This is a genomic window from Desulfosarcina alkanivorans (assembly GCF_009688945.1).
In the GTDB taxonomy this organism is placed as follows: Bacteria; Desulfobacterota; Desulfobacteria; order Desulfobacterales; family Desulfosarcinaceae; genus Desulfosarcina; species Desulfosarcina alkanivorans.
Map to the genome: position 1 here is coordinate 5723896 of NZ_AP021874.1, position 23790 is coordinate 5747685.

Consider the following 23790-nt stretch of genomic DNA (forward strand, 5'->3'; position numbering starts at 1 on the left):
TCGGGCGAAGCGGATGTATGCTCCGCGCCTTTATCATTCTACCCATCATTCAACCAAGGAGCTGCCATTATGCCAGGCAAAAACGATGCACTGCTCGAAAAACGTATCCAGCACGTCCCCCAGGGACCTTTCAACACCACCAGCGCATTCATCCGGGAAGCCCACGGGGCGGTCATGGTGGATGTGGATGGTCGTGAACTGATCGATTTCGCCGGCGGCATCGGTGTGAACAATGTGGGCCACTGCCACCCCAAGGTGGTGGCGGCGATCCGGGATCAGGCGGGAAAATGCATTCACACCTGCTTTCACGTGGCCATGTACGAGGCTTATGTGGATCTGGCCGAACAGCTCAATGACCTGGCACCCGGTGACTTCGCCAAAATGACCATGTTTGCCAACAGCGGTGCCGAGGCCGTGGAAAATGCCGTCAAGGTGGCCCGCTACGCCACCAAACGACCGGCGGTGATCTGTTTTGACAATGCCTTTCATGGCCGCACATTATTGACCATGACCCTGACCAGCAAGGTCAAGCCTTACAAGTTCGGATACGGGCCTTATGCGCCGGAAGTGTATCGCATGCCCTATGCCTACTGCTATCGCTGTCCCTTCGGATTGAGCTATCCGGGCTGCGGGACGGCCTGCGCCGATTACCTGGAAGACTTTTTCATCAGTCATGTGGCCGCGGAACAGACGGCCGCCGTGATCGCCGAACCCATCCAGGGGGAGGGCGGATTCGTTACGCCGCCCCCCGAGTATTTCCCCAAACTGAAAGCCATCTGCGAAAAGTACGGCATCGCCCTGATTGTCGACGAGGTGCAGAGCGGCGCCGGCCGCACCGGAAAGTTTTTTGCCATCGACCATTGGGGGGTGGCGCCCGATATCATCACCATGGCCAAGAGCTTTGCCGGTGGCATGCCGCTGTCGGCGGTGATCGGCCGCACCGAGATGATGAATGCCTCCCATGTGGGCGGATTGGGCGGCACCTATGGCGGCAACCCCGTTTCATGCCGGGCGGCGCTGGCCGTCATGGAGATCCTGCTCGAAGACGGCCTGATGGATCGGTCGGTGCAATTGGGTGAAACCCTGCGGGCGCGGTTTACGGCCCTGCAGGATCGTTACGAACTCATCGGAGAGGTGCGCGGCAAAGGCCCCATGCTGGCCATGGAACTGGTGGAGGACCGCGAAACCAAGAAACCGGCCACCGACAAAGCCAAGGCACTGGTCAGCCGCTGTTTTGAAAAGGGGCTGGTGTTGCTTTCCTGCGGCAATTTCGGCAATGTCATCCGTACATTGATGCCCCTGGTCATCACGGATGAACAGTTGGACAAGGGATTGTCGATTCTGGAAGAGAGCCTCGAGGAAATCAGTCGTTGAGCAACACTTGAGGAATGTATGACAGCACCGCAGCAGATTGCTGCCGGATTTTCTGGTGCGACCCAATGTCAAAGGCCAAATGAAAAATGTCAAAAGAAGGTATGCTATCGATTTTAAAAGAGATCGGATAATTTTCCTTCAATTGGCATTTTGGCTTTGACATTGGGCATTTTTATCAGTTGGTGCACCACGAGCAGACTGTTTCGTAAACGGTTATACGGGAAATCAACACCGGGGGGAATAAAATGCATGGATTTTTTAAACAGGCACTGACCGTCGATGTGAGCGACCGATCCTGCCAGGAAGAAGCGCTGGGGGACGATTACCTGCGCGCCGGCCTGGGCGGCAAGGGGCTGGGAACCCGGCTGCTGCTGGACCGCAATCCTGCCGGTGTCGATCCGTTTTCTCCTGACAATCATCTTGTACTGGCCCTGGGGCCGGCAACGGACAGCCCCATCCACGGTTCCTGTCGGCATGGCATGTTTTCCAAATCACCGCTGACCGGTCTTTACAGCGAATCATACGCCGGCGGCAGCGCGGCCATCGCCATGAGCCGGGCCGGATTCGATGCCTACATCATCAAGGGCGCCTCGGACCGTCCGCTGTGGCTGGAGATCACGGACCAGGGCGTCTTTTTCCACGAGGCGGAGGAGCTGTGGGGGCTGGACACATTCGAGACCGAGGCGGCCGTCCGCAAGCGGGTGGCCGCCAAATCTCCGGGGATCCTGGTAATCGGCCCGGCGGGTGAGAACTGTGTCCGCTTTGCCGTTGTCAAAAACGACCGATGGCGGGTGTGCGGCCGCACCGGCATGGGGGCCGTGCTGGGTTCCAAAAAGATCAAGGCCGTCGTTTTCCACGGCAGCCAGAAGCGCCCCTTTGCCGATGCAGAAGGCCTCAAGGCGTATGCCAAAGCGAACCTGGCCCTGTACAAGGATCACCCCGTCACCCAGGCGTACCGCAACAACGGCACGCCCATGATGGTGGACATTCTCAACAAGGCCGGGGGGTTTCCCAGCCGCTACTGGTCACAGGGATCGGTCCCGCATGCTGAAAATATCAATGCCCAGAGTATCCGGGAGCGCTGCCAGCCCACCCCCAAGGCCTGCCGGACCTGTTTTCTGGCCTGCGGCAAAACGGTTCGCGTCCAGCAGGGACGCCACCAGGGACTGACGCTGGAAGGGCCGGAGTATGAGACCCTGTACGCATTCGGCGGCCTGTGCATGGTCGATCAGATCGAGGAGATCGTTTACCTGAATGACCTGTGCGACCGCCTGGGACTGGACACCATGAGTTCTGGGAATATGGCCGCCTTTGCCATCGAAGCCCGGCGACGGGGGAAAATAGACCTGGAGATCGACTACAACCAGCCCGACACGATCGCTGCCCTGCTGAAGAAAATTGTCCTGCGTCAGGATGTGGGCGGGCTGCTGGCCGAAGGGATCCGGCCGGCCAGCGAAGAGCTGGGACTGGAGGACATGGCGGTCCACGTCAAGGGGCTGGAACCCTCCGGCTACGACCCCCGGGCCCTCAAAGGCATGGGGTTGGCTTACGCCGTGGCCGACCGGGGGGCCTGCCACCTGCGGACCACCTTTTACAAACCCGAGCTGAGCGGTCTCATCGATCCGGACCAGATCGAGGACAAGGCGGCCATGTTCATTGATTTTGAAGACCGCTGTACGCTTTTCGACACCCTGATCGCCTGCCGTTTCTACCGGGATCTGTACCCCTGGGAAGAGATCGGCAAAATGATTGCCCTGACCACGGGGGAAACCATGGACAAGCCTGCCCTTCAGCGGTTGGCGGCCCGCGTCACCGACAGTGCCCGCCGCTTCAACCTGAGAGAAGGTCTGCAGGCAACGGACGACTGGCTGCCCAAACGCCTGCTGAATGAATCCCTGCCCGACGGGCGCCGGATGGCTTCGGGGGATCTGAGGCAGCTGGTTGACGACTATTACCGCCTGAGAGGATGGCGTGAAACGGGCCAACTTCAGGATGCGAGTGTTTAGCGCCTGCGACCCTGATCGAAAAGATGATGGATCCTATTCCCATGAATGCAGACACCAGCAAGTTGATGACCATGTCGGACGCCGTCGCTCAATTCGTTCCCGACGGTGCCCATATTTCTATCGGCGGATTTACCATTAACCGGAACCCCATGGCGGCGGTGTATGAAATCATCCGCCAGAAAAAACGCGGCCTGCATCTCTATGCCCATTCCAACGGCCAGGGGGTCGATGAACTGATCGGGGCCGGCGCCGTGGACCGGCTGGAAATTGCCTATGGCGGCAGCGGGCGGTTTGCGTCCACCTGCATCCGTTTTCGCAAGGCGGTGGAAGCCGGGCGGCTGCTGGTCGAAGATTACACCAATTACCAGATGACCCTGCGGTTCATGGCCGGTGCCATGGGCGTGCCCTTTCTGCCGACCCGCTCTTCCTTGGGATCGGACATCGTCAACCGGTGGGGCTTTTCAGAAACCGCGCGCCAGTCGGACCCCCGCGTCCCCGATGCCAAGCTGGTGGTTATGGACAACCCGTTCGACGGCTGGTGCGACACCGACCGGGTGGTCCTGGTACCGGCGATCAACCCGGACGTCACCATCATTCACGTCCAAACCGCCGACCGCCAGGGAACCGCCCGCATCGAGGGCCTGCCCTTTGCCGATGTGGAACAGGCCAAGGCGGCCAGGCACCTTATCGTCACCTGCGAATCGCTGGTTGAGGTGGACCGGCTGCGCCAGACGCCGGACCAGAACCAGATTCCTTTTTTCTGTGTGGACGCGGTGGTGCACGCCCCCATGGGCGCCTGGCCAACGGCCTGCTATCACCATTATGACTACGACCCGACCCGCCTGCACCAATACCGGACGGCGGCCCTGGATGACCATCGCTACCAGGCCTATCTGGATACAGAAATTTTCTCAACGCGGAACCATGAGGAGATGACGGCGCGTATCGACCCCGGTGGGCTGGAGGCCATCAAGGCCGACCCGCGAACCGGATATGCGGTGGGGCTGGATCGCCGCTGAAGTGTTCGTCCGGAAACGGCATCTTGCGGCCCGGTTCTGCGTTCTTGTCTTTTGGAAATCCTCGACGTAGCGCTGCTACGCCTCCGGTCTCAAAAACCCTGCAGCCCTGATCCGAACCGCAACCTGCCATTTCTGAATCGACACGGCTTTGTTTTTTTGATGGCAGGAAAAAATGCTGTCTGACGATTGACAACCGATAGAGAAGAAGGACCCCATGACCACTGAGACGAACTATACCAGCAGAGAGATGATGGCCGTGGCCGCCGCCCGGGAAATCCGTGACGGCGATATCGTGTTTTGCGGTACGGGCATTTCCATGCTGGCCGCCATGGCGGCCAAGCATATCAGCGCCCCCAACAGCGTCATATTTTTTGAAACCGGCGCCATTGATTCCCAGCTGGAAGAGGTGCCCCTGGCCGTGGGCGATTCCCGGGTGATGTTCGCCACGTCCGTCAACGGCGGCCTGGCCGAAGCCTTCGCCACCATGCAGAACCGCTTTACCGGCCGGCAGGTGGTGGGCATCATGGGCGCCGCCCAGATCGATATCTACGGGAACCTGAACTCCACCGTCATCGGCGACTACCACCACCCCACGGTGCGTTTTTCCGGAAGCGGCGGCGCCTGCGACGTGGCCTCCTTCGTCAGCCGCACCATCATCTTCATGCAGCACGCCAAACGCAAATTCGTTCCGCGGCTGGATTACCTGACCAGCCCGGGGTGGCTCGACGGGCCCGGGGCCCGCGAAAAAGCCGGCCTGCCGGAGGGCGGTCCCGCCTGCGTGATTACCAACCTGGCCACCATGGGATTCGACCCGGAGAGCAGGCAGATGTTCCTCAAGGGATGTTTCGAAGGGGTCAGCACGGATGAGGTGCTGGATAACATGGGGTTTGCCGTGGATGTCTCCCAGGCCACGCCGATCGCGCCGCCCTCGGCAGAAGAACTGTCCATTTTAAGGGAAAAGTGCGACCCCCAGCGGCTGATCCTGGGGTAGCTGCCGGGGGCAGGACATAATTCCATTTCAGCGGCGCCTCGATCCGCTTCTCCCGGGACCATACCTTTTACCAGGCACCCGATTTCAATCGTCGCCACAGGGTGACCTCGCTGACGCCGAGGATGCGGGCCGTTTCGCTGCGCTTGCCGCCGGTGGTCGCCATCACATGCCTGGCATAACGGGCTTCCACCTCCTTGAGCGACGGCAGGTCGGACGTGATGGTATCCACCGTCGATTCGGCATCGTTTGCCCACGCCGGCGGCAGGTGGTCGGGCCGGATCCGTTCATCACCGGCCAGGATCAGCGCAAACTCCATCCAGTTTTTCAATTCCCGCACATTGCCGTGCCAGGCATACCCATAGAGACATCGAACCGCCTCCTGAGACAGGCCCGGATGGCCGGGGTGGAATCGTCCAATGAAATGCTGCGCCAGCATGAGAATGTCCTGGCGCCGTTTGCGCAGGGGGGGGATTTCTATGGGAAAAACAGGTCGCGCCTGAACCCGCCGCTTTCTATCCGCTGCTGCAACTTCTGATTGGTGGCGGCGACAATCCGGGCGGCGACCGGAATGTGCGTGAGCCCGCCAACCGGCCTGACCTCTCTTTCGTTCAGTACCCGCAACAATTTGGCCTGCAGGTCCGGGCTGCGTTCACCGATCTCATCCAGAAAAAGCGTTCCCTCACCCGCTTCGACAAACAATCCGTCGTGATGGGTATGGGCGCCGGTAAAGGCTCCCTTGACGTGTCCGAACAGTTCGCTTTCCAGCAGCGGCTGGGGCAGGGCCGCGCAGTTGACTGCCAGGAACCGGGCGTTGCGTGCCGACGAATTGCGATGGATAAATTGGGCGATCATCTCCTTGCCGACGCCGCTTTCCCCTAGTATCAGAACCGACGAGCGGGTGGGGGCCACTTTCCCGGCGAGGGTCATGACATGGTGCATTTCACGACTGCGATAGACGATTCCATCTTCGGCACCCGGCAGCGGCCGGTCCGGAATCGGTTCAAGGCCCGACCCACTCGCTCGGGTGGGGGGCGACCCATGATCGCGCCGGGCCCGCAGCGAGATATCGGCCAGGTCGATGTTGTCCAGGGCATCCCGGGGGTAGGGCCGCAGCTGCCAGGCAAGATCCCCCCAATCGACTGCCCTGCGTCCTTCAAAAATGCAGTTCGGGTGCCCCATGGCCTGGCAATGGGTTTCGCGGACAATGACTTCCTCTCCCAGGGCGGCACTGGCGATGCCGCTGTGATCAGAGCCCGATTCCCGATGGTACCTTCGACGTCCAGTGGCCGGATGCGGATAAGAAGACCTACTCGTTGGGCTTCGGCCTCAATTTGGGGCGGTTCATTGTGGATGGGGTGGTGCAGTACATCCGGACCGAGGTCGACCGGCAGATCGGAGGGGAGAGTGAAAATCTCAATCACACCTACGGGGGTTATCCGGTTTCGGTTGATGCGAAGGGTGAGTTGTGGGGGTACGGGTTAACCGTCAGCTATAATTTTTAGGCGAAAAGTCACATGTCGTTCCGGATGCATAAGGCCTGGCACCAGTAAAACCGGCAGCGCCCCGCTTCAAAGAAAAATCATGGAGCTGGCTCCTCCACTTTGAAATGGGGCGCTGCCATTTTCAGATTCAGTCCCTGGGGTGTTTCAGATCGATCACCGGGTTTTCCAGAGGCGCAAAGCCCGATATCCGGCAGGCCACCGTGTCCCCATGGTGAATATGCACGGCGCCCGGCGTTCCCGTCGAAATGATATCGCCGGGCAACAGCGTCATCACCTGTGAATGATAGGAGACGAGCACATCGGGGGTGAATGTCATCTGATCGACGGTGTTCCGGGCATGCACGACGCCATTGATGACCGTCGCGACCTCGAGGCGGTGAACATCGCCGACCTCGTCCGGGGTCACCAGTTGCGGCCCGAATGAGAAAAAGGTGTCAAAGCTTTTGCTCATGGTCAGGTATCGCGGGTTCTGCCTGAGGATGTCCTCGGCGGTCATGTCCAGGATCGTCGTGAAGCCGGCCACGACATCGAGCCACTCATCCGGGGAGACCTCCCTGCAGCGTTTGCCGATGACGATGCCCAGCTCGGCCTCGGCGGTCGTCTTATGGGAAAGTTTGGGGATCTTGATCGTGTCGCCGGGTCCGATGATGGTGGTGCCGGGCTTCATGAAGCTGGCCGGCGCCGATGTCGGTGACTGCTCGGAAAGGTCGCTCGCATGATCGCGGTAGTTGAGACCGATTCCCCAGATTTTGGGTGGATGTCGATAGAGGGGCGCCTCGGTGCAGTGCCGGACCCTCAGGGGCAGATGGACCCCCTGGTCGAGTTCTCGCCGGCCCGTTTGTCTGTACCACTCGGTCAACGGGACGAGTTGGCCGGTTTGGAGGAGCCGGGCCATGGTTGTGGGCCATGGGGTGTCGAATGCCTCGTTCAGGCGCTGGATGGGAATCCATCCCGATTGTCTGCAGATGGCCAGCTGCATCCGGCCGTCGACAATGATGGTTGCCAATCGCATAAGTCGCTCCTCGTGACAAGCGGATCAGGGGGGGATGTCTTGCCGCCGGCAGAAAACGCCCGGTGGTCAAGGCCGATCGGTGAAACCGTCGATAACGGCACCAACGTTACAACGCCGGGGGCAATTATACAAGCGTGCCTGCTACAGGCGCTTCCGGCCGATGCCGTTGGCGCCCGGGACGCACGCGAAGCGATTCATACCCCCAGATAACGGGCTCTCAGTGCGTCATCGCCGGCCAGTTCGACAGAGTTGCCCCGCCATACGACCCGGCCGTTTTCCATGATGCAGTGGCGCTCGGCCAGTTTCATCAGCGCGTCCAGGTTCTTGTCGATTACCAGGATGGCATGGCCGTTGGCTTTCAGCATGGCCAGCGCCTGCCAGATCTCTTTTCGAACCAGGGGGGCGAGCCCTTCGGTGGCCTCGTCAAGAATGAGCAGTCTGGGGTTGGTCATCAGGGCGCGGACCACGGCGAGCATCTGCTGTTCACCGCCGGACAGCTGGTTGCCGTAGTGATTCAGGCGGTCGGCCAGACGGGGGAAGATGGACAGCACATCGTCAAGGGTATAGGGCGATTTCGCGTTTTGACGGTTGGCTGCGGTGGCCACCATGTTTTCACGGACCGTCAGGTTGGGGAAAATCTGGCGCCCCTCCGGCACCAGCCCGATGCCCAGCCGGGCGATGGCATAGGCGGGCAGCCGGTCGATGGCCCTGCCGTCAAAGACAATCCGTCCCCTGCGGATCGGTGTCAGCCCCATGATGGACCGGACCGTCGTGCTTTTGCCCATGCCGTTTCTGCCCAGGAGGGTGACCACTTCGCCTTCACGGACCGTCATGCTGACGCCGAACAGGACCTGGCTCTTTCCGTAAACGGTTTCGATCTGGTCTACTTCGAGCATCCTTTTTTCCCTTGTCCGTTCATAAATGGTAGCTTGTGGTTCAGGCCACGGCCGCAGCGATCTTGAAACCGCAGGCGTAGCAGCGCTACGTCGAGGATTTCAAGTGAGTGAGAACACCGGTCCTGGGCCGCAAGATGCTGTTTATGGACGGACAGGCGTCTCGTCGCCCAGGTAGGCCTTCCTGACCTGCGCGTCCTCGCGGATTTCACCGGGCGTCCCGCTGGCAATGGCCTGCCCGTAAACCAGCACCGTAATGCGGTCGGCCAGCCGGAAGACCGCCCCCATGTCGTGCTCCACCAGCAGGATGGTGACTTCGGTTTTCAACCGCTGGATCAACCGGGTCAGTTCCACGGCCCCCCCGGGCCCCATGCCGGCATAGGGCTCGTCGAGAAGCAGTATTTTCGGACGGCCGGCCAGGGCCATGCCCACCTCCAGCTGCCGTTTTTCGCCGTGGGACAGACTGGCTGCCGGCACGTCTGCACGGGATTCCAGGTCGACGCGCGCCATGGCCGGGAGAACCGCCTGCCGAACGGCCGGATCGCTGCCGGCCTTCCGCCAGAAGCGGAAGCTGTGTCCATGATGGGCCTGGACGGCCAGAGAGAGGTTTTCCCTGACGGTGAGCTGGTCGAACACCGAGGTGATCTGGTAGGATCGGGCCATGCCCAGCTGCGCCCGCCGGTAAGCCGGCATGCGGGTGATGCGCCGGCCGTCGAAAACGATCTGCCCGCTGTCCGGCAGGGTTTCGCCGCACAGCTGATTGATGGCCGTGGTCTTTCCGGCACCGTTGGGGCCGATCAGGGCATGCAGTTCGCCGCGGGCCACTTCCAGAGACAGGTCCCTGCTGGCCTGGACGGCGCCGAAGCGCTTGTTGAGCGATTGCACCGAAAGCAGGGAATCAGCCATGATTGTCGTTTACCCCGGCGATCAACCCGTAGATGCCCCGTTTGGCAAACAGCACCACGACGATCAGAAAGGGCCCCAGGTAGACCATCCAGTGCTCCGTGTAAACCGATAAGAATTCCTCCATCAGCAGCAGCGTCGCGGCGCCCAGCACCGGGCCGAAAAGGGTTCCCATGCCGCCGAGCAGCACCATGACCAGGATTTCACCGGAGCGGGTCCAATGCATCAGCCCGGGGCTGACGTATTCGGTCTGGTTGGCGATCAGTGCGCCGGCCAGGCCCGCACCGGCGCCGGCGATGACAAAGCAGACCAGCCGGTAGCGGAAGGTTGGAAAACCGAGCGATTTCATACGCCGTTCGTTCTCCCGGCATCCCCGGATGACCATGCCGAATCGGGAGTGAACCAGCCGGTGAGAGAAGAAGAGGAAGGCGGCCAGTGCGGCCAGGCAAAGGTAATAAAACTGCGTATCGTCTGCCAGATCGAGGCCCGCAAAGGTGTTTCGTGAAAACAGACTGATGCCGTCGTCGCCGCCATAGGCTTCCAGGGAGACGAAGAAGTAATAGAGCATCTGGGCAAAGGCCAGGGTGATCATGATAAAATGCATTCCGCTGGTACGCAGGCTGAGGGCGCCGATCACGGCGGCGGACGCAGCGGAAAAGAAGACGGCTGCCGGCCACAGCACCAGCCCGCTCTGATGACCGCCCAGCTCGAATGGCCACACGAACACCGGTGTTCCCTCGAGACCATGCAGGGATAAGATACAGACCACGTAGGCACCGATGCCGAAGAAGGCGGCATGCCCCAGGCTGACCATGCCCCCGAATCCCAGCATCAGGTCCAGACTGACAGCGGCGAGGGCATAAATCAGGATGCGGCCGAAAAGGGTTACCAGATAAGGCTCGCCGGCCAGGCCGGCGACAACGGGCAGCGCCAGCAGCACGGCGGCGCCGGCGGCGACGGACAAGGTCCTTCGGTTTACGGGCAGTTTATGCATGGGCCGGCACTAATCCGCGGGGGCGACACACCAGAACGGCCGCCATGAGAATATAGACCGACATGGATGCCAGGGATGCCGCGATCCCGTCCGCGTATGCCGCCGAAAAAAACAACCTCAGCACGGTTGGCAGAAATGCCCGGCCGAGGGTGTCCACCAGGCCCACGAGCAGGGCTCCGGCAAGCGCCCCGCGGATGGAGCCGATGCCGCCGATGACGATTACCACGAAGGTGAGAATCAGAATACTTTCGCCCATGCCGGCCTCCACCGCCAGGATGGGCCCGGCCATGACGCCGGCCAGCCCGGCCAGCAGGGTCCCCAGGCCGAAGACCAGGGTGTAGAGCCGGCGGATGTTGATCCCCAGGGCGCCGGCCATTTCGCGATTGCCGGCCCCCGCGCGAATCTGCATGCCCATGCGCGTGCGGGTGAACAGCAGGTAGAGCAGCAGGCCCACCATGATGCCCACGGCGATCACGGCAAGGCGATAGCTGGGGTAGGGCACGCCGGGAATGAACTCGATGCTGCCGGCCAGCCATGGGGGCACATCCATGAACAGGGGCTGGCGTCCCCAGACGATTCGGGTGAGTTCATTGAAAAACATGATCAGGCCGAAGGTGGCCAGCACCTGGTCCAGGTGCTCTTTGCGGTAAAGGCGCCGCAGTACCAGGATTTCCACCAGCATCCCGGCCAGGGCCGCCGCCGGCAGCGCCGCCAGGATGCCCAGGACGAACGACCCGGTCCGGGCGGTCACCGTGGCCCCAACGTAGGCCCCGATCATGTAGAACGAGCCGTGGGCCAGATTGATGACCTGCATGATGCCGAAAACCAGGGTCAGCCCGGCGGACATGAGAAACAGCATGATGCCCAGCTGGAGCCCGTTGAGCAGTTGTTCGATGAAAAGGAGCATGTTTTCCGATTTCGGAGGGCTGAGGTCCGAGGACAAAGGTCTGATATCGGGTGTCAGATCTCTGGTCTCTGATCCCAATCCCTTTGTGACGCTATCATCCGATCCCCAGAAACGGTAGGTTGGGATTCAGGCCAAGGCCGCAAGGTGTTTGTAACCACAGGCGTAGCAGCGCTACGTTGAGGATTGCAAACACCCGAGAACACCGGCCTGGGTCTCAAGATGCCGTTTCTCATTATTTTAATTTACATTCTTCCACGTATACATTCGCATGGTCTTTGAAAACCGCCTCGACCGTCCGGTTGGTATAGTGCCCGCCGGCGTCCTTGACCACTTCACGGATATAGATGTCCTGAACCGGATGCTGGTTGGCGGAAAATGAGAACTTTCCCCGCACGGTGGCAAAATCCGCCCTGCGGATGGCATTGCGCAGGGCATCCAGCCCGTCCACATTGCCGCCCGCCTGTTTCAGGGCGCTGCCGATCAGCCGCGCCGCATCGTACCCCTGGCTGGCGTAGAGGGTGGGCGTGCGGCCGTAGGCCTTTTTGAACGCGGCCACGAACTGCCGGTTGGCCGGGTTGTCCAGGTCGTGGCACCACTGGGAGCCGTTTTTGACCCCGATGGCCGCATCCTTGACGGCCTGGAGCAGGCGCTCGTCAAAGGAGAATGCCGGCCCGAAAACCGGGATCGTCCGGTTCAGACCGGCCTGGGCGTATTGCTTGAGGAAATTGATGCCCATGCCGCCGGGCAGGAAGAAGAACACGCCGTCGGGTCTGGCCGCGCGCAGGGCGGCAATCTCCGCCGCATAGTCCGACTGGCCCAGCTTGGTGTAGACCTCGCCGGCGATGGCGCCTTCGTAGTAGCGTTTGAATCCGCCCAGGTGGTCCTTGCCGGCCGGATAATTGGGCGCCAGCAGGTAGACGTTTTTAAACCCGGCGTCCGTGACGTACCTGCCCACGACTTCGTCGAGGTTGTCGTTCTGGTAGGCCACGTTGAAATAATTTTCGTGGCAGCCCTTGCCCGCCAGCAGGGACGGACCCGCGTTGGCGCTCACATAGATCACCTCCTGACGCACCACCTTGGGCACCACGGCGATGGCCACATTGGAGAAAACGATGCCGGTCATGATTTTAACCCCGTCCCGCTTGATAAAACGATCGGCGATCTGTCTGGCGCGTTCCGGCTTGCGGCCGTCGTCGTCCACCAGCAGCGCCACCGGCACACCGCCCAGCCGGCCGCCTTCCTGGTCGATGGCCAGCTGGAACCCGTCTCGAATTTCTTCTCCGAGATAGCCGGCCTTGGTGGACAGCGTGGTGATCATGCCGATTTTTACCGGTTCCGCCGCCAGGGCGTGGCCTGCCACTAACAGTGCTGTTATCATCCCCGCAATCAGCTGTCGTTTCATTGAAATCCCCCTGTGTTCAAAGTAGTTGCAGAACCCACCCGCAAACGGCAAGCCTGCCCGCGGCGGTGCCGCCCGCCTTTGTTCTGATCCTTGTTCCGGAGATCACGCTCCAGTTGATCGTGCATTGCCTTTGGCCTTTACGCTTGTCTCAAGCGTTACTATTTATAGAAACATTTTAAAATATGCAAGGGGTATTTTGGTTCGGGGGGATCCGATAATGGGGGCGGGGGAGGGCGTGCAGGCCATCCTGACGGATGGCTGCAGCAGCGGTGTCGATCCAGTAAACGCCTGGTGAACGTCAGTGCCCGGGGGGTCAGGGGGCAGTTGAATCCCCGGACCAGGCAATGAACTGAATCCCCAGTTTTTTTATTTCACGGAATGACATCCCTTCCCGAATGCCGGCGAATACGGCATCCGGTTTGAGGACCTGACAGCCGGCCAGGACATCCACACCGTGGGAAAAAAGCACAGGCGACAGCGGTGTGGTGGGGCCGATGACGATCGTATGGGCCTGGGGCGCTTTTTTCAGGTAGGTGGCCATGGCCCGGGTGATCAGGGTGGTGCCGGTCAGGCCGAGCACCTTGCAGCGCCCCAGGATGTCGTCCCACTGGTCCGGAGGCGTCCGTCCGGCCACCTTCTGGAGTTCGAAAAGATAAAGGGTTTTCACCTGCCGGCGCAGCCAGTCGGTAAAGGGGAATTCTCCGACCAGGACCGTTTCGTCATCCTTGCCCTTTTCGGCCATGATCCGGGACGCCTCGATGTCGGGCTGGTTTTGCGGAGGAATAAAGCCGGCATTCAGGGCCGCCGCGCCGATGCTGATGGAAAAGGGGCCGGGTTTTTTCAGCCATTGGGCGGCCGCATGCAAGGGGGTGCCGATCATTTCATCCACCATCCTGCGCTCATTTGCCGTCGGCACGGCCCCCAGCGCGGAGGCCAGGCCGGTGCAGGCGGATCCGTTGTCGTCGGCCCGGATCCCGATGAAATTGGATCCCACGGCAATGTCCGAAATGATCGCCGAGGGGCGGTCCATGGCTTGAAGAAGGTCGTCGATCAGGCGGCGCTCGATGCCGACGGCCGGCCGTTCGGCCAGGCTGGCTGGGTGGTCGTGGTCGCAATGTTTACAGGTCATGGTGGTCTTTTCCTATGAGTCAGTGCCAAGGTTTAAGTCAGAAGTGTTAATCAAAGGTATTCTTTCTGTTTTTTCATAAAAACCGATACAGTCCTCAAGCTGAAAGGATTTTATGTCCAGCGGGTATTTTCCATTAGATTACCAGCCCCGTCTGTTATTTTCGGGATGAAAATCACATCTCCCCCTTCCGCTTCCACCCGGCGGGCAGGCGTTTGATACAGCCGGCTGATCATTTCCGCCGTCATTACCGCATGCACATCCCCGCTGGCCATCACCCGGCCGCCGGTGAGCATGACTACCGTGTCGGCAAACCGGGCGGCCAGGTTGGGGTCGTGCAGCGAGGCCACGACCCGGGTGCCCTTCGCCCGGCAGCGGTTTTTTATTTTGGCAAGCAGGCGGTACTTGTTGTTGAAGTCCAGGTGATTGGTCGGTTCGTCGAGCAGCAGGGTGCCGTCTGCCTGGAGGATGGCCCGGGCCAGAAGGGCAATGCGCCGTTCTCCGCCCGAAATCCGGTTGAAATTACGTTCGGCAAGGGGTTCGGCCTCCAGCTCGGCCAGGACCCTGCGGGCGGCCAGATAGTCATCGGGCCCCGGACGCTGGGCAAAGCCCAGCTGAGCGGTGCGTCCCATCACCACCACATCCAACACCCGGAAAGGAAAGATGTCGGAGTGCTCCTGGGGTACCAGGCTCACCCGCCGGGCGATTTCGGTCCGGGGGGCTGCGGCCAGGTCCAGGCCGTCGATGGCGATGGATCCCTGCCGGGGTTGGAGCAATCCGGCCAGGCAGTAAATCAGTGTGGTCTTGCCCGACCCGTTACGGCCCAGCAGCACGCAGAATTCACCCTTGCGGACATCCAGGTCCACGGCTGAAAGGATGGCATGGCCGTTGTAAGCGAAATGTAGATTGCGGCAGACCAGGCTCATGACCACCCGCTTCCCCGGTTACGATATAAAAGATAGGCAAACAGCGGCGCACCGATAAAGGCAGTGACCACGCTGATGGGCAGCTCGGCCATGGTCAGGGACCGGGCGGCCGTGTCTGCCACCAGCAGGAAGATGCCGCCGAGCAGCGTCGCCACCGGCAGCATCTCCTCATGATTGGGGCCCACCAGGGTGCGGGCGATGTGGGGCATGACCAGCCCCACCCAGCACACCTGGCCGCAGATGGCTACGGAAACGGAAACGATGACGGAACTGAAAAAGATAAAGAGCATCCGGTACACGGTGGGGTTGAGGCCCAGGGAGCGGGCCTGCAAGTCGCCCAGGGAGAGAACGTTCAGCTTGTAGCGCATCACATGGATGATCACCAGGCTGCCGCCGATGATGGGGGCCATCAGACGCAGGTCTGTCCATTGCGCCCGGCTCATGCTGCCCATGATCCAGAATACGATGGCCGGCAATTCGTTGTAGGGGTCCGAAAGGTATTTCAACAGGGTCAGGGAAGAGTTGAATACGGACAATACCACCAGTCCGGCCAGCACCAGCACCAGCATGGGGCGCACGGCCACCAGCCTGGCGATGAGCAGGGCCATGCCAACGGCCGCCAGTCCGCAAACGAAGGAGAGCGAATGAATGGCCAGCCAGCCGGTGCCGGCAATGATCAGCCCCAGGGCCGCCCCGAAGGTCGCACCGGCGGACACACCGAGGATGTCGGGAGAGACCAGCGGGTTGCGGAACAACCCCTGGTATACGGCACCGGCAGCCGAAAGACCCATACCCACCATTACGGTCACCAGGGCCCGGGGAATTCTCACCAGCCCGAAGACCAGGGCTTTGCTTCCCATGGTTTCACCGGTGGCGCGTCCCAACCAGGATCGGACGATGTCGTCCAGTTCCGCGGGGGAAATGGGCACCCAGCCGATCCACAGGGAGGTCGCCAGCAGGGCAACCAGCGCGATGGCCAGGCCGGCCTTCAACCGGTTCGAATGGCGTTCCGGACAGGCAACCGCTATGGTCCGGGCCGTTACTCCCATGGGATACCGCTTTTCGATGGCATCAATGTCACTCCAGCTTTCCGCCGAGGGAAACAAACGTTTTTCCGAACAGGGCCATATGGAACCGGTCGATTTCAGCTTGCATGTCCAGGTCGGCAAAGCGTTCCGGATAACAGGTCCCGGCCAGCCAGAGAATGCCCAGCGCCGAAAGCGGCGAAGGAAAATCCCAGTGGGCGATATTGGACGGAAACGTGTAAATCCGATGGGCGGCGACGGCAGCGACACCGGCAAACTGCGGCTGCTGCAGGATGGTATGGCTGCTATGGTGGTGGTGACCGGATTTAAGAACGATATCCGGGTTCCAGGCGATGAACTGCTCCGGCGAAATTTCCCGGAAATAGCCGGTCAGGGCATGGCCCACATTGACCGCTCCGGCCATGGCAATCATTTCGTCCTGCAGCAGATCTCCGGTGGCGGTCGAAAAAATTCCCCGGGGAGAGGAGAAATAGACCCGCCTGCGGTGATCGGCATCGATGGCCGCCACCCGCTGCCCGACCAGCGCCACCACACGTCGGCATTCGGCGATGGCATTTTCGGCCTTAAGCGGTGCACCCGCCGCTTCGGCGATCAGCCGCAAGGTGTCGTAGAGGGTCTGCATCCGCTCGGGCAGAATCACGATGGCGGCCACCCCATGGTCGCCCAGCCGGTCGGCGATGGCGATGCCGTCCTTCTGGGCAAAGAGGATCGCCAGGTCGGGGTCGACTGAAAGGATGGCTTCAAAATTAAGCCCGGTGGATTTCTGTCCCACCGCCGGCAGTTGACCGATGGCCGGTGATACGGCCAGCTGCAGCGGGTCGCGCTTGGAGTCCGTGTCGATGCCCACCAGACGGTTTTGAAGTCCCAGGGCCGTAACGCAAAGGGATGCCGGCTTGAAGGTGGTCACCAGGCGCCGGGCTTCGACCGGTACGGTGACGGTGCGCCCGACCATATCGGTGACGGTGCGTCCGGCCGGGCCGGCGGCCGCATCGACAGCCGGCACGCACAGCAGGCATGCACAGAGGAACAGAACGATTCCGGGCTTCATTGGGCCTCCATCTTCTTTTTCAATCCCCAGGTGCGCATGGAAAAATTGAAAAGATCATTGGCGATTTGTTGAATTTCGGGTGAACAGGCGGCCTGCCGGTAATTGCACCGCAGGGCGCGTTTTTTCCAGAACGGGGGCAGCTGGTCCATGCGGCTGACCATGCCGCCGGTTTCGTCGGGAATCACATAGACCATTTTTTTGATGCCGGCATTGATAATCCGTGTCAGGCACATGGGACAGGGCTCAACCGAACTGACCAGGATCAGATGGGGGCCGGCGCGCAGGTCTTTCGCGGTTTCACGTCCGCCCTTTTTTCTCATCCAGTCCTCGTAGCGGGTCAGCAGGTCCATCTCCGCATGCAGATCGCTCCTGAACCAGGGTTTATACTGCCGGTTACGGCCCATGGCAATCACTTTTCCGGTGGTTTCATCCACCAGGCAGGCACCTATCCCGCCGGATCCCTCTTTTATCGAAGCCAGTGCCTGTTTGACCACAATCAGGCCATACACATCGTCCCGGCAGGCAGGGTCGGCCTGCAGGCGTTGAACACGGGCCTCGATTTTTTTTATCCGATGGGCCTTGTCCTGCCCTGAGACGGGGACGGCCTGAAAACAGAAAGAAAGCCATACAAGTGCAAGGAGGATTGATAAACGGCCAAAACAATTCCCTATGGTGGTCGGTTGACTGTTGGAGCGGCTTTCTGCCGCGACCCGATGGATTTTTTTTTTCGCGGCTGGAAGCCGCTCCCAGTGCGCCCGTGAGCGCACGATGTCAAAGAGGTGCAAGTCCTCTTCAGGCCTATCGCTCTCCGGGCCTGTAACCGAAGGTAACTGCGTCGCCGTGAGGCGGGGTGGGAAGCAACCGGAGGTGAACGACCAGTCCGTAGGATGACGAACTCGATTCGGCCGGGCGTTGCCGGCGAGCCTGCTTGGAGAATGGCGAAGCCTCTACCCGAAGAAAGGGGACCTGCCGAGCTAAGGGGTAGCGTGTTAAAGCTGGGACAGGGGGACGTCAGGTGGTTGGAGATGGAATGGTCGGAAGGCGTCGTGGGTAAAGCGGGGAGACCTGTCTGTGGGGTGATGTGGACAGGAGTCAGAGCCTTCATAGTACTGCAGCGGCGACTGTCGTGAGAAGCGCGGAGAGCAAACCCGTGCCGAGGGAAGGGAGGCAGGAAGGTGGATGTGTGAAATCCAGTAACAGGCAATGCACAAGCTACGTGTCGCCAGTGTCCCGTCGCGGCGGGACTAAACAAGGCACAGAAACCCGAAGTTGGGTGGAAGCCTCGATCTGGACAGAGCGCATGTTGGCGGCGCTGGAAAACGGCGTCAAAGGAGGCACATGGTTCAGCCTGATCGACAAGGTTGCCCGTCAGCGAACCCTTGAAATCGCGTGGCAGAAGGTCGCCGCAAACAAGGGGTCGGCAGGTGTGGACGGCCAGAGTATCGAACGGTTTGGGTACAAGGCGTCGGCTTACCTTGAGGAATTGTCGGAGTCGTTGAAATCGGGAACCTATCGCCCCCAGCCGGTCAAGCGCGTGGAGATCCCCAAGGGACCGGGTAAGACCCGCCCACTGGGAATTCCGGTGGTCAAGGACCGCATCGTGCAGACGGCGTTGAAGTTGGTGATAGAACCGATTTTCGAAAAGGAATTCGAGGAGACGAGCTTTGGCTTCCGACCGGGGCGCGGTTGCAAGAGCGCCCTTCGAGAGGTGGACCGCCTGATTAAGAATGGCTGCACCCATGTCGTGGATGCGGACCTGGCGAGCTACTTCGACACCATTGCCCATGACCGGTTGATGGCGCTGGTGGAAACGCGCATCAGCGACGGGCGGGTTCTCGACCTGATTCACGGGTATCTCAAACAGGATATCATCAGCGAGCTCAAGCGATGGACGCCGATTGGTGGCACGCCGCAAGGTGCGGTTATCAGCCCGCTGTTGGCGAACCTGTACCTGCATCCGCTGGACCGTCTGATGCGGTCCAAAGGGTACCGCATGGTGCGTTATGCCGATGACTTTGTCGTGATGTGCCCGAGCCCGGAGACGGCTCAATCGGCGCTGGCCGTTATAAACGCCTGGGTAGCGGCAAACGGTCTGACCTTGCATCCGGACAAAACCCACGTGGGGGATTGCACGGTACCGGGGCAAGGCTTCGAGTTTCTGGGATATCGGTTCGAGGCTGGAAGACGATGGGTCCGCCGCAAAAGTTTGAACGCCTTGCGGGATCGCATTCGGACCAAGACCCGGCGCACGCGAGGAAACAGCCTCAAACACATTATTGAGGACCTGAACCCGATGCTGCGTGGGTGGTTTGGTTATTTCAAACATGCGAATTCCAATGAGTTCAAATCGGTCGATGGATTTATCCGTCGTCGGCTTCGATCGGTGCTACGGAAACAGCAGAAGCGTCCTGGAATGGGTCAATGCCGTAAAGACCATACCCGCTGGCCGAATGCTTTCTTTGCTGAGCGTGGGCTTTTCACCATGACCGAAGCCCATGCACTGGCAAGCCAATCACGATGTTGAAACCACCGACTGGAGAGCCGTGTGCGGGAGAACCGCACGCACGGTTCGGAGGGCGGGGAGGGCGACGGCCCTTCCCGACCCCTATCGCGGTGGCGGTTTTCCCGGGATTCCGTCATGTTCTGGAACGCTCCTTACTGTATTTTCCGGTGCCGTTGGCCTGGAAGAGAAAATACCCGATCATCAATATCATGATCAACGTCAAGCCGGTGACAATCAGGGACAATCCGGGATCGGACACGACCAGGAGGCGCTGGCTCCCCTTTTTTTGCTTTTTATCCGCCTCGACGTACACATTGGCCTTGTTGCAGGTCTCCTGGTCTGCCCGGGGCAGGATTTTTCTTTTTGCAGCGCCCTGGCCCGCCTTGACCTTGTCCAACAGGAAAAAACGGTTATCCGCAAGAACCGGCCGGGTATAGGCCAGATGAATCGTTTCCCCATCTGCGGTCGCCAGGTTGACGCGGGTCTGGGCGATGCGGTCGTGCAGGGCCGATGCATCCGGGAAGAACTGGTCCCGGATATCCCGGACCCGGTAGGACCGGTTTTCTCCGGCAATGGCCACTTCCCCGTCGGCCTCCAGGGGGATGGTCTGCCAGTTCCCCGCGACGAATGTCGTCAGGTGGCCCAGCATGATGATCAGGAAAATAAAATGGATCAGCGAGGGGGTCAGCAGGTGGAAGAACTTTCCGGCCGGCCATGTGCGGCGCTGGCGCAGCAGTCGTGCCATCCGGTTGCTTGCGCAGATGAACGTGTTGATTCCCAGGCCGGTCATGAAGAGGAAAAGCAGGGGCACCCACCAGACCCGTTCCGGTTCGACCGCCCAGTGCACGGGAAACCAGTCCTGGATCCGCATCCGATTGAGTTCCCGGAACAGGGAATAATGGTGCTGCGCATAGAAGGCCCCGGTCAGCAGGGTTGCCGAAGCGGCCAAGAGGAGAAAAAAAGCGATGCGGGTGTCGCCCAGAATATGCCAGGTTTTCTTCAGCATGCTCATCCCCCCACCCGTTGAAAGTGCATTTCATGAAAATAGTGGCCGTAGCTGATATAAAAGAGCATTGCGGCGCCGGCGATGATCATGAATGAATTGCTGCGCTTCCAACCGGGGATGAACTGGAGGTGCAGGGATGCGGCAAAGAAGGTCCAGATGGCTGCGGAGCCCAGATGCCTGGCCCCCCAGCTGAAGGTGTTGCCCCAGCCCACGAAGCACCAGACGGCGCCGGTCACCTGGGCCATGGTGTAGGCGACAAAACCCCAGACCAGCAGGGGGTGGAACGCACCGTTCAGGCCTTTCCGGGAAAAGGCCAGCATGGCGTACAGGGCGGCCGAATAAAACAGTGCATGGGCCATGGATTCGGAAGCGAAAAACAGAACGGCCCAGAGGGTCATCTTTTTCGGGGTCGGTGGAATCATGCCCTTGGCGTAAAAAGCGGCCAGAAGGGAAAAGATCACAACCAGTCCCATCATCCAGGGCAGGGCCAGTTTCGGTCTGGTGACGGCGCGCACCAGGGCGATCAGGGCCAGGCACCAGGGGAGAAAAAAAGGCCCTTCGACCAAAGGGTTGGGAATGAACACATCCCCCAGCCAGCCGCGTCCGACCAGGTAGAGGCTTTGGAGAAGAAAACCCGCCGCCAGGGCCAGCCGGCCGGCACCCCATTGCCGGCAGCCAAACCATATCCAGGCAATGCAGTAACATCCTGCGGCTGCGTACAACCAGCCGTGTACCTGTGTTGTAAACATGATCAACTCCCGATGGTTTCGCGGTGTATCCGTACAACCCGGGCCAGGCCCCACATGGCGCGGTCCGAGAAAAAATCTCCGGTTGGGGCCAGCATAAACCCCCCGGATGGGGTTTCTCCGTTCAGGCGGCTGGCAATCATCATTGCCGCGCCATCACCGGTGGTAAATATTTCCCGCCCGGAGAAAAGGGCGCGGTATCCGTCGCAGGCCACAAAAAGGAAAAAATCATCGGGGCCCGCGCCGGGGAAATTGGTGCTTACAAATGAACGAAGATCATGGCCTTCGGCGGCGACGATATCGTCATAGCCATGGCCATGGCCGATACGTATCCAGCGCTCATTGGCTTTTGGGGTCACTGCGTCAAAGACCCCGGACGCATGCCTGTTTCCGTCGATACAGGTGACGGCATCACTGCGGCAGTGGTACTTTTTCCGCCGCGGCGGCAGGCTTTCATCCCGGAGCGGAATCGGGTCATAGGAAATGCGAACCACATCATCCAGATACCGGGAGGTGTCCGGCTCTTTCGGGCAGATCAGACGAAATCCGGTGAGATCTTCGGTAAAGCGGTTGCCGGTGTAGGCGGCCTGCACCGTTTCGTTGGTGGGCAGCACCGGTTTCCGGCTGAAAGCAAGGGTGGGCGGCTGACAATCCCCGGTCATGATCAATTCATTGAAACTGAAGCGGGTCTTTTTCCCTGACGCAGAATGGACGGTCACCAATATGTCCTGCGGCTGGTCAAAGGCAGCATGCGGCGGCTTCTGGGGAGAGATTCCCTCCAGGATGTTGAACACCGGAATGCCCACATGGATGTATGCGCCCAGATAGTCTCCATCCGGGGATATCTCACGGGTTCGGATGCGCGTGGTGGCCAGGGTGTTGAGCGCATCGCCGGAAAAATGATAGGTTTTTTTTACCAGCCCGCTGATTTCCAGGCTGAAGTCAGATGGCACCCGTCGGGATACGGCCAGCGGTGTCGCCCCGGACATGGTCAGGTAATCATAGTAATCCCTGTGGCTCTGGCGGTAAAAAATAAAAACGGACACAGCGACGATAACAACGACAAAGGGTGCTTTACTTTTCCAGCGCAAACGCATCATAGGGTGCTCCCGTTGCATCAAATGACTCATATTCCAGATGGTGAGCGTCGACGCGGATGACCTGGAACAACTGACGGCCGGTTCCCGTTTTTTCCATCAGTTCCCGGTACCGCGGGTTAACGGGGTAGGATTTGGGACCGCTGACGGATGTCACGTAAATGGTTCCGGGTTCATCCGTTCCGGTCCGGGCCCCATTGTTAAGCGAAAAGGACCGGCTGTACGTATGGTCATGGCCCTGCAGGACCAGATCCACCGCGTATTTATCGAAAACCGGGACGAACAGCCGCTGATAAACGGTTTTGTCCCGCCATTTTCCGGTCGCGTAAACCGGCTGGTGGATGGCGGCAATCGTCCAGGTCTGCGGGTTGTCGGCAAGCACGCGGTCCAGCCACCGGGCCTGGTCCTCCAATCGTTCGTTGCCGTTGAGCATCACCAGCCTGACCCCCTGATAGTCGATGAAATAGACGGTTTCCTCCAGGCCGGCCGGTCCGTTTCCGGGCAGGGTGAAGTGGGGCCGCCACAGGTGAAACAGTTTATAGTCCGGTCCCTTGACGAATCGTTTGTCGGGGTACTCATGGTTGCCGGGCAAAAGGACCATGGGGGTGGTACGGGGGATCCAGCCGAATGCATAGAACAGCTCGGCCCACTCTTCATCCCGGTCGCCGTCGTCCACGAGATCGCCGACAAAATGCCAGAAGTCGGCATCCGGGGCTTTTTTGTATGCGGCCCGGAAAATCCGCGAGCACTTGGATTTGACCTCCTCCTGGGGGTCACCGAAATAGACGAAGGTGAAGGGTGCCGGTTCCCGGCTGGCGGTCTTGAACTGGCTCCACTCGCTCCAGGTCCCTTCGGCTCCCACCCGGTAGGCGTAGAGCGTGTCCGGGGCAAGGGATTCAAGCACCACGGCATGGTGACAGACCACGCTGCCGTCGTTGAGGGCCACCCGTTGGGTCCCTGCCGCCACCGTGCGGGCGTTTTCATCGAAGGCGGAAACCCCGGTGGCCGGTGCAATCTGTACCCGGGGGTGCGCGACGGGGTGCCGGGTGCGCCAGGTGACCGCCTGGCTGGTTGCCGGCTCGGTGGTCAGGTTCAAAATGATTCTCTCGGGGACGGCCGTCTGACCGCCAAGGGGGCTGGAAAGCTGTTTTTCCGAAACCGGCACGGACATGTTCTCCGGGCGTGCATGTCTCACCGCACCACGGCAACCGCCGGTAACCATCAGCGCGAGGCAGAGGCAGATCAGACCGGTGCCGCGTTTGCATTGCATAAATCGCATTTTTCATCCC

Annotated in this window: 22 protein-coding genes; 5 read left to right on the forward strand and 17 right to left on the reverse strand. The window is 60.4% G+C overall.

What is annotated here, in order from left to right:
• The first annotated feature begins 69 nt into the window (after positions 1 to 69).
• The 4 genes from gabT to DSCA_RS24925 all read left to right on the forward strand — a co-directional run bounded on the left by gabT (position 70) and on the right by DSCA_RS24925 (position 5390).
• Positions 70 to 1374, forward strand: coding sequence for a 4-aminobutyrate--2-oxoglutarate transaminase (gabT, locus tag DSCA_RS24910; protein WP_155319022.1), 1305 nt, complete (start codon positions 70 to 72; stop codon positions 1372 to 1374).
• A 245-nt stretch (positions 1375 to 1619) separates the two neighbouring features.
• Positions 1620 to 3380, forward strand: coding sequence for an aldehyde ferredoxin oxidoreductase family protein (locus DSCA_RS24915; RefSeq protein WP_155319023.1), 1761 nt, complete (start codon positions 1620 to 1622; stop codon positions 3378 to 3380).
• Between the two features lie 41 nt (positions 3381 to 3421).
• Entirely contained in the window at positions 3422 to 4399 is a 978-nt protein-coding gene (locus DSCA_RS24920; protein ID WP_155319024.1) for a CoA transferase subunit A, read from the forward strand.
• Between the two features lie 214 nt (positions 4400 to 4613).
• The gene (locus tag DSCA_RS24925) at positions 4614 to 5390 is read left to right on the forward strand and encodes a CoA-transferase subunit beta (RefSeq protein ID WP_155319025.1); all 777 of its coding nucleotides are present in this window, start codon (positions 4614 to 4616) and stop codon (positions 5388 to 5390) included.
• 67 nt (positions 5391 to 5457) lie between these two features.
• On the opposite strand, the gene DSCA_RS24930 is transcribed toward DSCA_RS24925, so the two are convergent.
• The 13 genes from DSCA_RS24930 to DSCA_RS24990 all read right to left on the reverse strand — a co-directional run bounded on the left by DSCA_RS24930 (position 5458) and on the right by DSCA_RS24990 (position 17934).
• Positions 5458 to 5868 (reverse strand): AAA-type ATPase lid domain-containing protein, encoded by a 411-nt coding sequence (locus tag DSCA_RS24930; protein WP_456236725.1) that lies wholly within the window; start codon positions 5866 to 5868, stop codon positions 5458 to 5460.
• A complete protein-coding gene (locus tag DSCA_RS24935) occupies positions 5865 to 6569 on the reverse strand; it encodes a sigma 54-interacting transcriptional regulator (protein ID WP_155319027.1) in 705 nt (234 codons plus the stop codon). The genes DSCA_RS24930 and DSCA_RS24935 overlap by 4 nt, the downstream gene beginning before the upstream one ends.
• Before the next feature lie 450 nt (positions 6570 to 7019).
• Positions 7020 to 7904 (reverse strand): fumarylacetoacetate hydrolase family protein, encoded by an 885-nt coding sequence (locus DSCA_RS24940; protein WP_155319028.1) that lies wholly within the window; start codon positions 7902 to 7904, stop codon positions 7020 to 7022.
• Between the two features lie 194 nt (positions 7905 to 8098).
• Positions 8099 to 8800: an ABC transporter ATP-binding protein gene (locus DSCA_RS24945; protein WP_155319029.1), complete on the reverse strand. Its 702-nt coding sequence runs from the start codon at positions 8798 to 8800 to the stop codon at positions 8099 to 8101.
• Positions 8801 to 8941: 141 nt separating this feature from the next.
• The gene (locus DSCA_RS24950) at positions 8942 to 9703 is read right to left on the reverse strand and encodes an ABC transporter ATP-binding protein (protein ID WP_155319030.1); all 762 of its coding nucleotides are present in this window, start codon (positions 9701 to 9703) and stop codon (positions 8942 to 8944) included.
• On the reverse strand, positions 9696 to 10694 hold the full coding sequence (locus DSCA_RS24955; RefSeq protein ID WP_155319031.1) for a branched-chain amino acid ABC transporter permease: 999 nt from the start codon (positions 10692 to 10694) through the stop codon (positions 9696 to 9698). The genes DSCA_RS24950 and DSCA_RS24955 overlap by 8 nt, the downstream gene beginning before the upstream one ends.
• Positions 10687 to 11601 (reverse strand): branched-chain amino acid ABC transporter permease, encoded by a 915-nt coding sequence (locus DSCA_RS24960; protein WP_155319032.1) that lies wholly within the window; start codon positions 11599 to 11601, stop codon positions 10687 to 10689. Before DSCA_RS24960 ends, DSCA_RS24955 begins: the two co-directional genes overlap by 8 nt.
• Before the next feature lie 232 nt (positions 11602 to 11833).
• Complete coding sequence (locus DSCA_RS24965) at positions 11834 to 13003, reverse strand: ABC transporter substrate-binding protein (protein WP_155319033.1); 1170 nt, start codon at positions 13001 to 13003, stop codon at positions 11834 to 11836.
• A gap of 313 nt (positions 13004 to 13316) precedes the next feature.
• Positions 13317 to 14132 (reverse strand): Rossmann-like domain-containing protein, encoded by an 816-nt coding sequence (locus DSCA_RS24970; protein WP_155319034.1) that lies wholly within the window; start codon positions 14130 to 14132, stop codon positions 13317 to 13319.
• Between the two features lie 110 nt (positions 14133 to 14242).
• Positions 14243 to 15055 (reverse strand): ABC transporter ATP-binding protein, encoded by an 813-nt coding sequence (locus DSCA_RS24975; RefSeq protein WP_155319035.1) that lies wholly within the window; start codon positions 15053 to 15055, stop codon positions 14243 to 14245.
• Positions 15052 to 16161, reverse strand: coding sequence for a FecCD family ABC transporter permease (locus tag DSCA_RS24980; RefSeq protein WP_231716272.1), 1110 nt, complete (start codon positions 16159 to 16161; stop codon positions 15052 to 15054). The genes DSCA_RS24975 and DSCA_RS24980 overlap by 4 nt, the downstream gene beginning before the upstream one ends.
• Positions 16133 to 17149 (reverse strand): ABC transporter substrate-binding protein, encoded by a 1017-nt coding sequence (locus DSCA_RS24985; RefSeq protein WP_155319036.1) that lies wholly within the window; start codon positions 17147 to 17149, stop codon positions 16133 to 16135. The genes DSCA_RS24980 and DSCA_RS24985 overlap by 29 nt, the downstream gene beginning before the upstream one ends.
• Positions 17146 to 17934 carry a nucleoside deaminase gene (locus DSCA_RS24990; RefSeq protein ID WP_231716273.1) on the reverse strand — a complete coding sequence of 263 codons (789 nt, stop codon included), beginning with the start codon at positions 17932 to 17934 and terminating at the stop codon, positions 17146 to 17148. The genes DSCA_RS24985 and DSCA_RS24990 overlap by 4 nt, the downstream gene beginning before the upstream one ends.
• A gap of 488 nt (positions 17935 to 18422) precedes the next feature.
• Here DSCA_RS24990 and ltrA point away from each other — a divergent pair, with 488 nt between their 5' ends.
• A complete protein-coding gene (gene ltrA / locus DSCA_RS24995) occupies positions 18423 to 19673 on the forward strand; it encodes a group II intron reverse transcriptase/maturase (RefSeq protein WP_197904613.1) in 1251 nt (416 codons plus the stop codon).
• A gap of 112 nt (positions 19674 to 19785) precedes the next feature.
• Here ltrA and DSCA_RS25000 read toward each other — a convergent pair whose 3' ends face one another.
• Genes DSCA_RS25000 through DSCA_RS25015 form a run of 4 tightly spaced genes read right to left on the reverse strand, consistent with a single transcriptional unit; the run spans position 19786 to position 23780 of the window.
• Positions 19786 to 20658: a hypothetical protein gene (locus tag DSCA_RS25000; protein WP_155319037.1), complete on the reverse strand. Its 873-nt coding sequence runs from the start codon at positions 20656 to 20658 to the stop codon at positions 19786 to 19788.
• 2 nt (positions 20659 to 20660) lie between these two features.
• Positions 20661 to 21407, reverse strand: a complete 747-nt coding sequence (locus tag DSCA_RS25005) for a hypothetical protein (protein ID WP_155319038.1) — start codon at positions 21405 to 21407, stop codon at positions 20661 to 20663.
• A gap of 2 nt (positions 21408 to 21409) precedes the next feature.
• On the reverse strand, positions 21410 to 22504 hold the full coding sequence (locus tag DSCA_RS25010) for a hypothetical protein (protein ID WP_155319039.1): 1095 nt from the start codon (positions 22502 to 22504) through the stop codon (positions 21410 to 21412).
• The gene (locus DSCA_RS25015) at positions 22479 to 23780 is read right to left on the reverse strand and encodes a purple acid phosphatase family protein (RefSeq protein WP_231716274.1); all 1302 of its coding nucleotides are present in this window, start codon (positions 23778 to 23780) and stop codon (positions 22479 to 22481) included. Before DSCA_RS25015 ends, DSCA_RS25010 begins: the two co-directional genes overlap by 26 nt.
• Positions 23781 to 23790: the final 10 nt, after the last annotated feature.

Excerpts from the sequence above, each read along its gene's own strand:
- gabT (WP_155319022.1), top strand. The coding sequence starts at position 70 with ATGCCAGGCAAAAACGATGCACTGCTCGAAAAACGTATCCAGCACGTC.
- DSCA_RS24915 (WP_155319023.1), top strand. The coding sequence starts at position 1,620 with ATGCATGGATTTTTTAAACAGGCACTGACCGTCGATGTGAGCGACCGA.
- DSCA_RS24920 (WP_155319024.1), top strand. The coding sequence starts at position 3,422 with ATGAATGCAGACACCAGCAAGTTGATGACCATGTCGGACGCCGTCGCT.
- DSCA_RS24925 (WP_155319025.1), top strand. The coding sequence starts at position 4,614 with ATGACCACTGAGACGAACTATACCAGCAGAGAGATGATGGCCGTGGCC.
- DSCA_RS24935 (WP_155319027.1), bottom strand. The coding sequence starts at position 6,569 with ATGGGGCACCCGAACTGCATTTTTGAAGGACGCAGGGCAGTCGATTGG.
- DSCA_RS24940 (WP_155319028.1), bottom strand. The coding sequence starts at position 7,904 with ATGCGATTGGCAACCATCATTGTCGACGGCCGGATGCAGCTGGCCATC.
- DSCA_RS24945 (WP_155319029.1), bottom strand. The coding sequence starts at position 8,800 with ATGCTCGAAGTAGACCAGATCGAAACCGTTTACGGAAAGAGCCAGGTC.
- DSCA_RS24950 (WP_155319030.1), bottom strand. The coding sequence starts at position 9,703 with ATGGCTGATTCCCTGCTTTCGGTGCAATCGCTCAACAAGCGCTTCGGC.
- DSCA_RS24955 (WP_155319031.1), bottom strand. The coding sequence starts at position 10,694 with ATGCATAAACTGCCCGTAAACCGAAGGACCTTGTCCGTCGCCGCCGGC.
- DSCA_RS24960 (WP_155319032.1), bottom strand. The coding sequence starts at position 11,601 with ATGCTCCTTTTCATCGAACAACTGCTCAACGGGCTCCAGCTGGGCATC.
- DSCA_RS24965 (WP_155319033.1), bottom strand. The coding sequence starts at position 13,003 with ATGAAACGACAGCTGATTGCGGGGATGATAACAGCACTGTTAGTGGCA.
- DSCA_RS24970 (WP_155319034.1), bottom strand. The coding sequence starts at position 14,132 with ATGACCTGTAAACATTGCGACCACGACCACCCAGCCAGCCTGGCCGAA.
- DSCA_RS24975 (WP_155319035.1), bottom strand. The coding sequence starts at position 15,055 with ATGAGCCTGGTCTGCCGCAATCTACATTTCGCTTACAACGGCCATGCC.
- DSCA_RS24985 (WP_155319036.1), bottom strand. The coding sequence starts at position 17,149 with ATGAAGCCCGGAATCGTTCTGTTCCTCTGTGCATGCCTGCTGTGCGTG.
- DSCA_RS25000 (WP_155319037.1), bottom strand. The coding sequence starts at position 20,658 with ATGCTGAAGAAAACCTGGCATATTCTGGGCGACACCCGCATCGCTTTT.
- DSCA_RS25005 (WP_155319038.1), bottom strand. The coding sequence starts at position 21,407 with ATGTTTACAACACAGGTACACGGCTGGTTGTACGCAGCCGCAGGATGT.
- DSCA_RS25010 (WP_155319039.1), bottom strand. The coding sequence starts at position 22,504 with ATGATGCGTTTGCGCTGGAAAAGTAAAGCACCCTTTGTCGTTGTTATC.
- DSCA_RS25015 (WP_231716274.1), bottom strand. The coding sequence starts at position 23,780 with ATGCGATTTATGCAATGCAAACGCGGCACCGGTCTGATCTGCCTCTGC.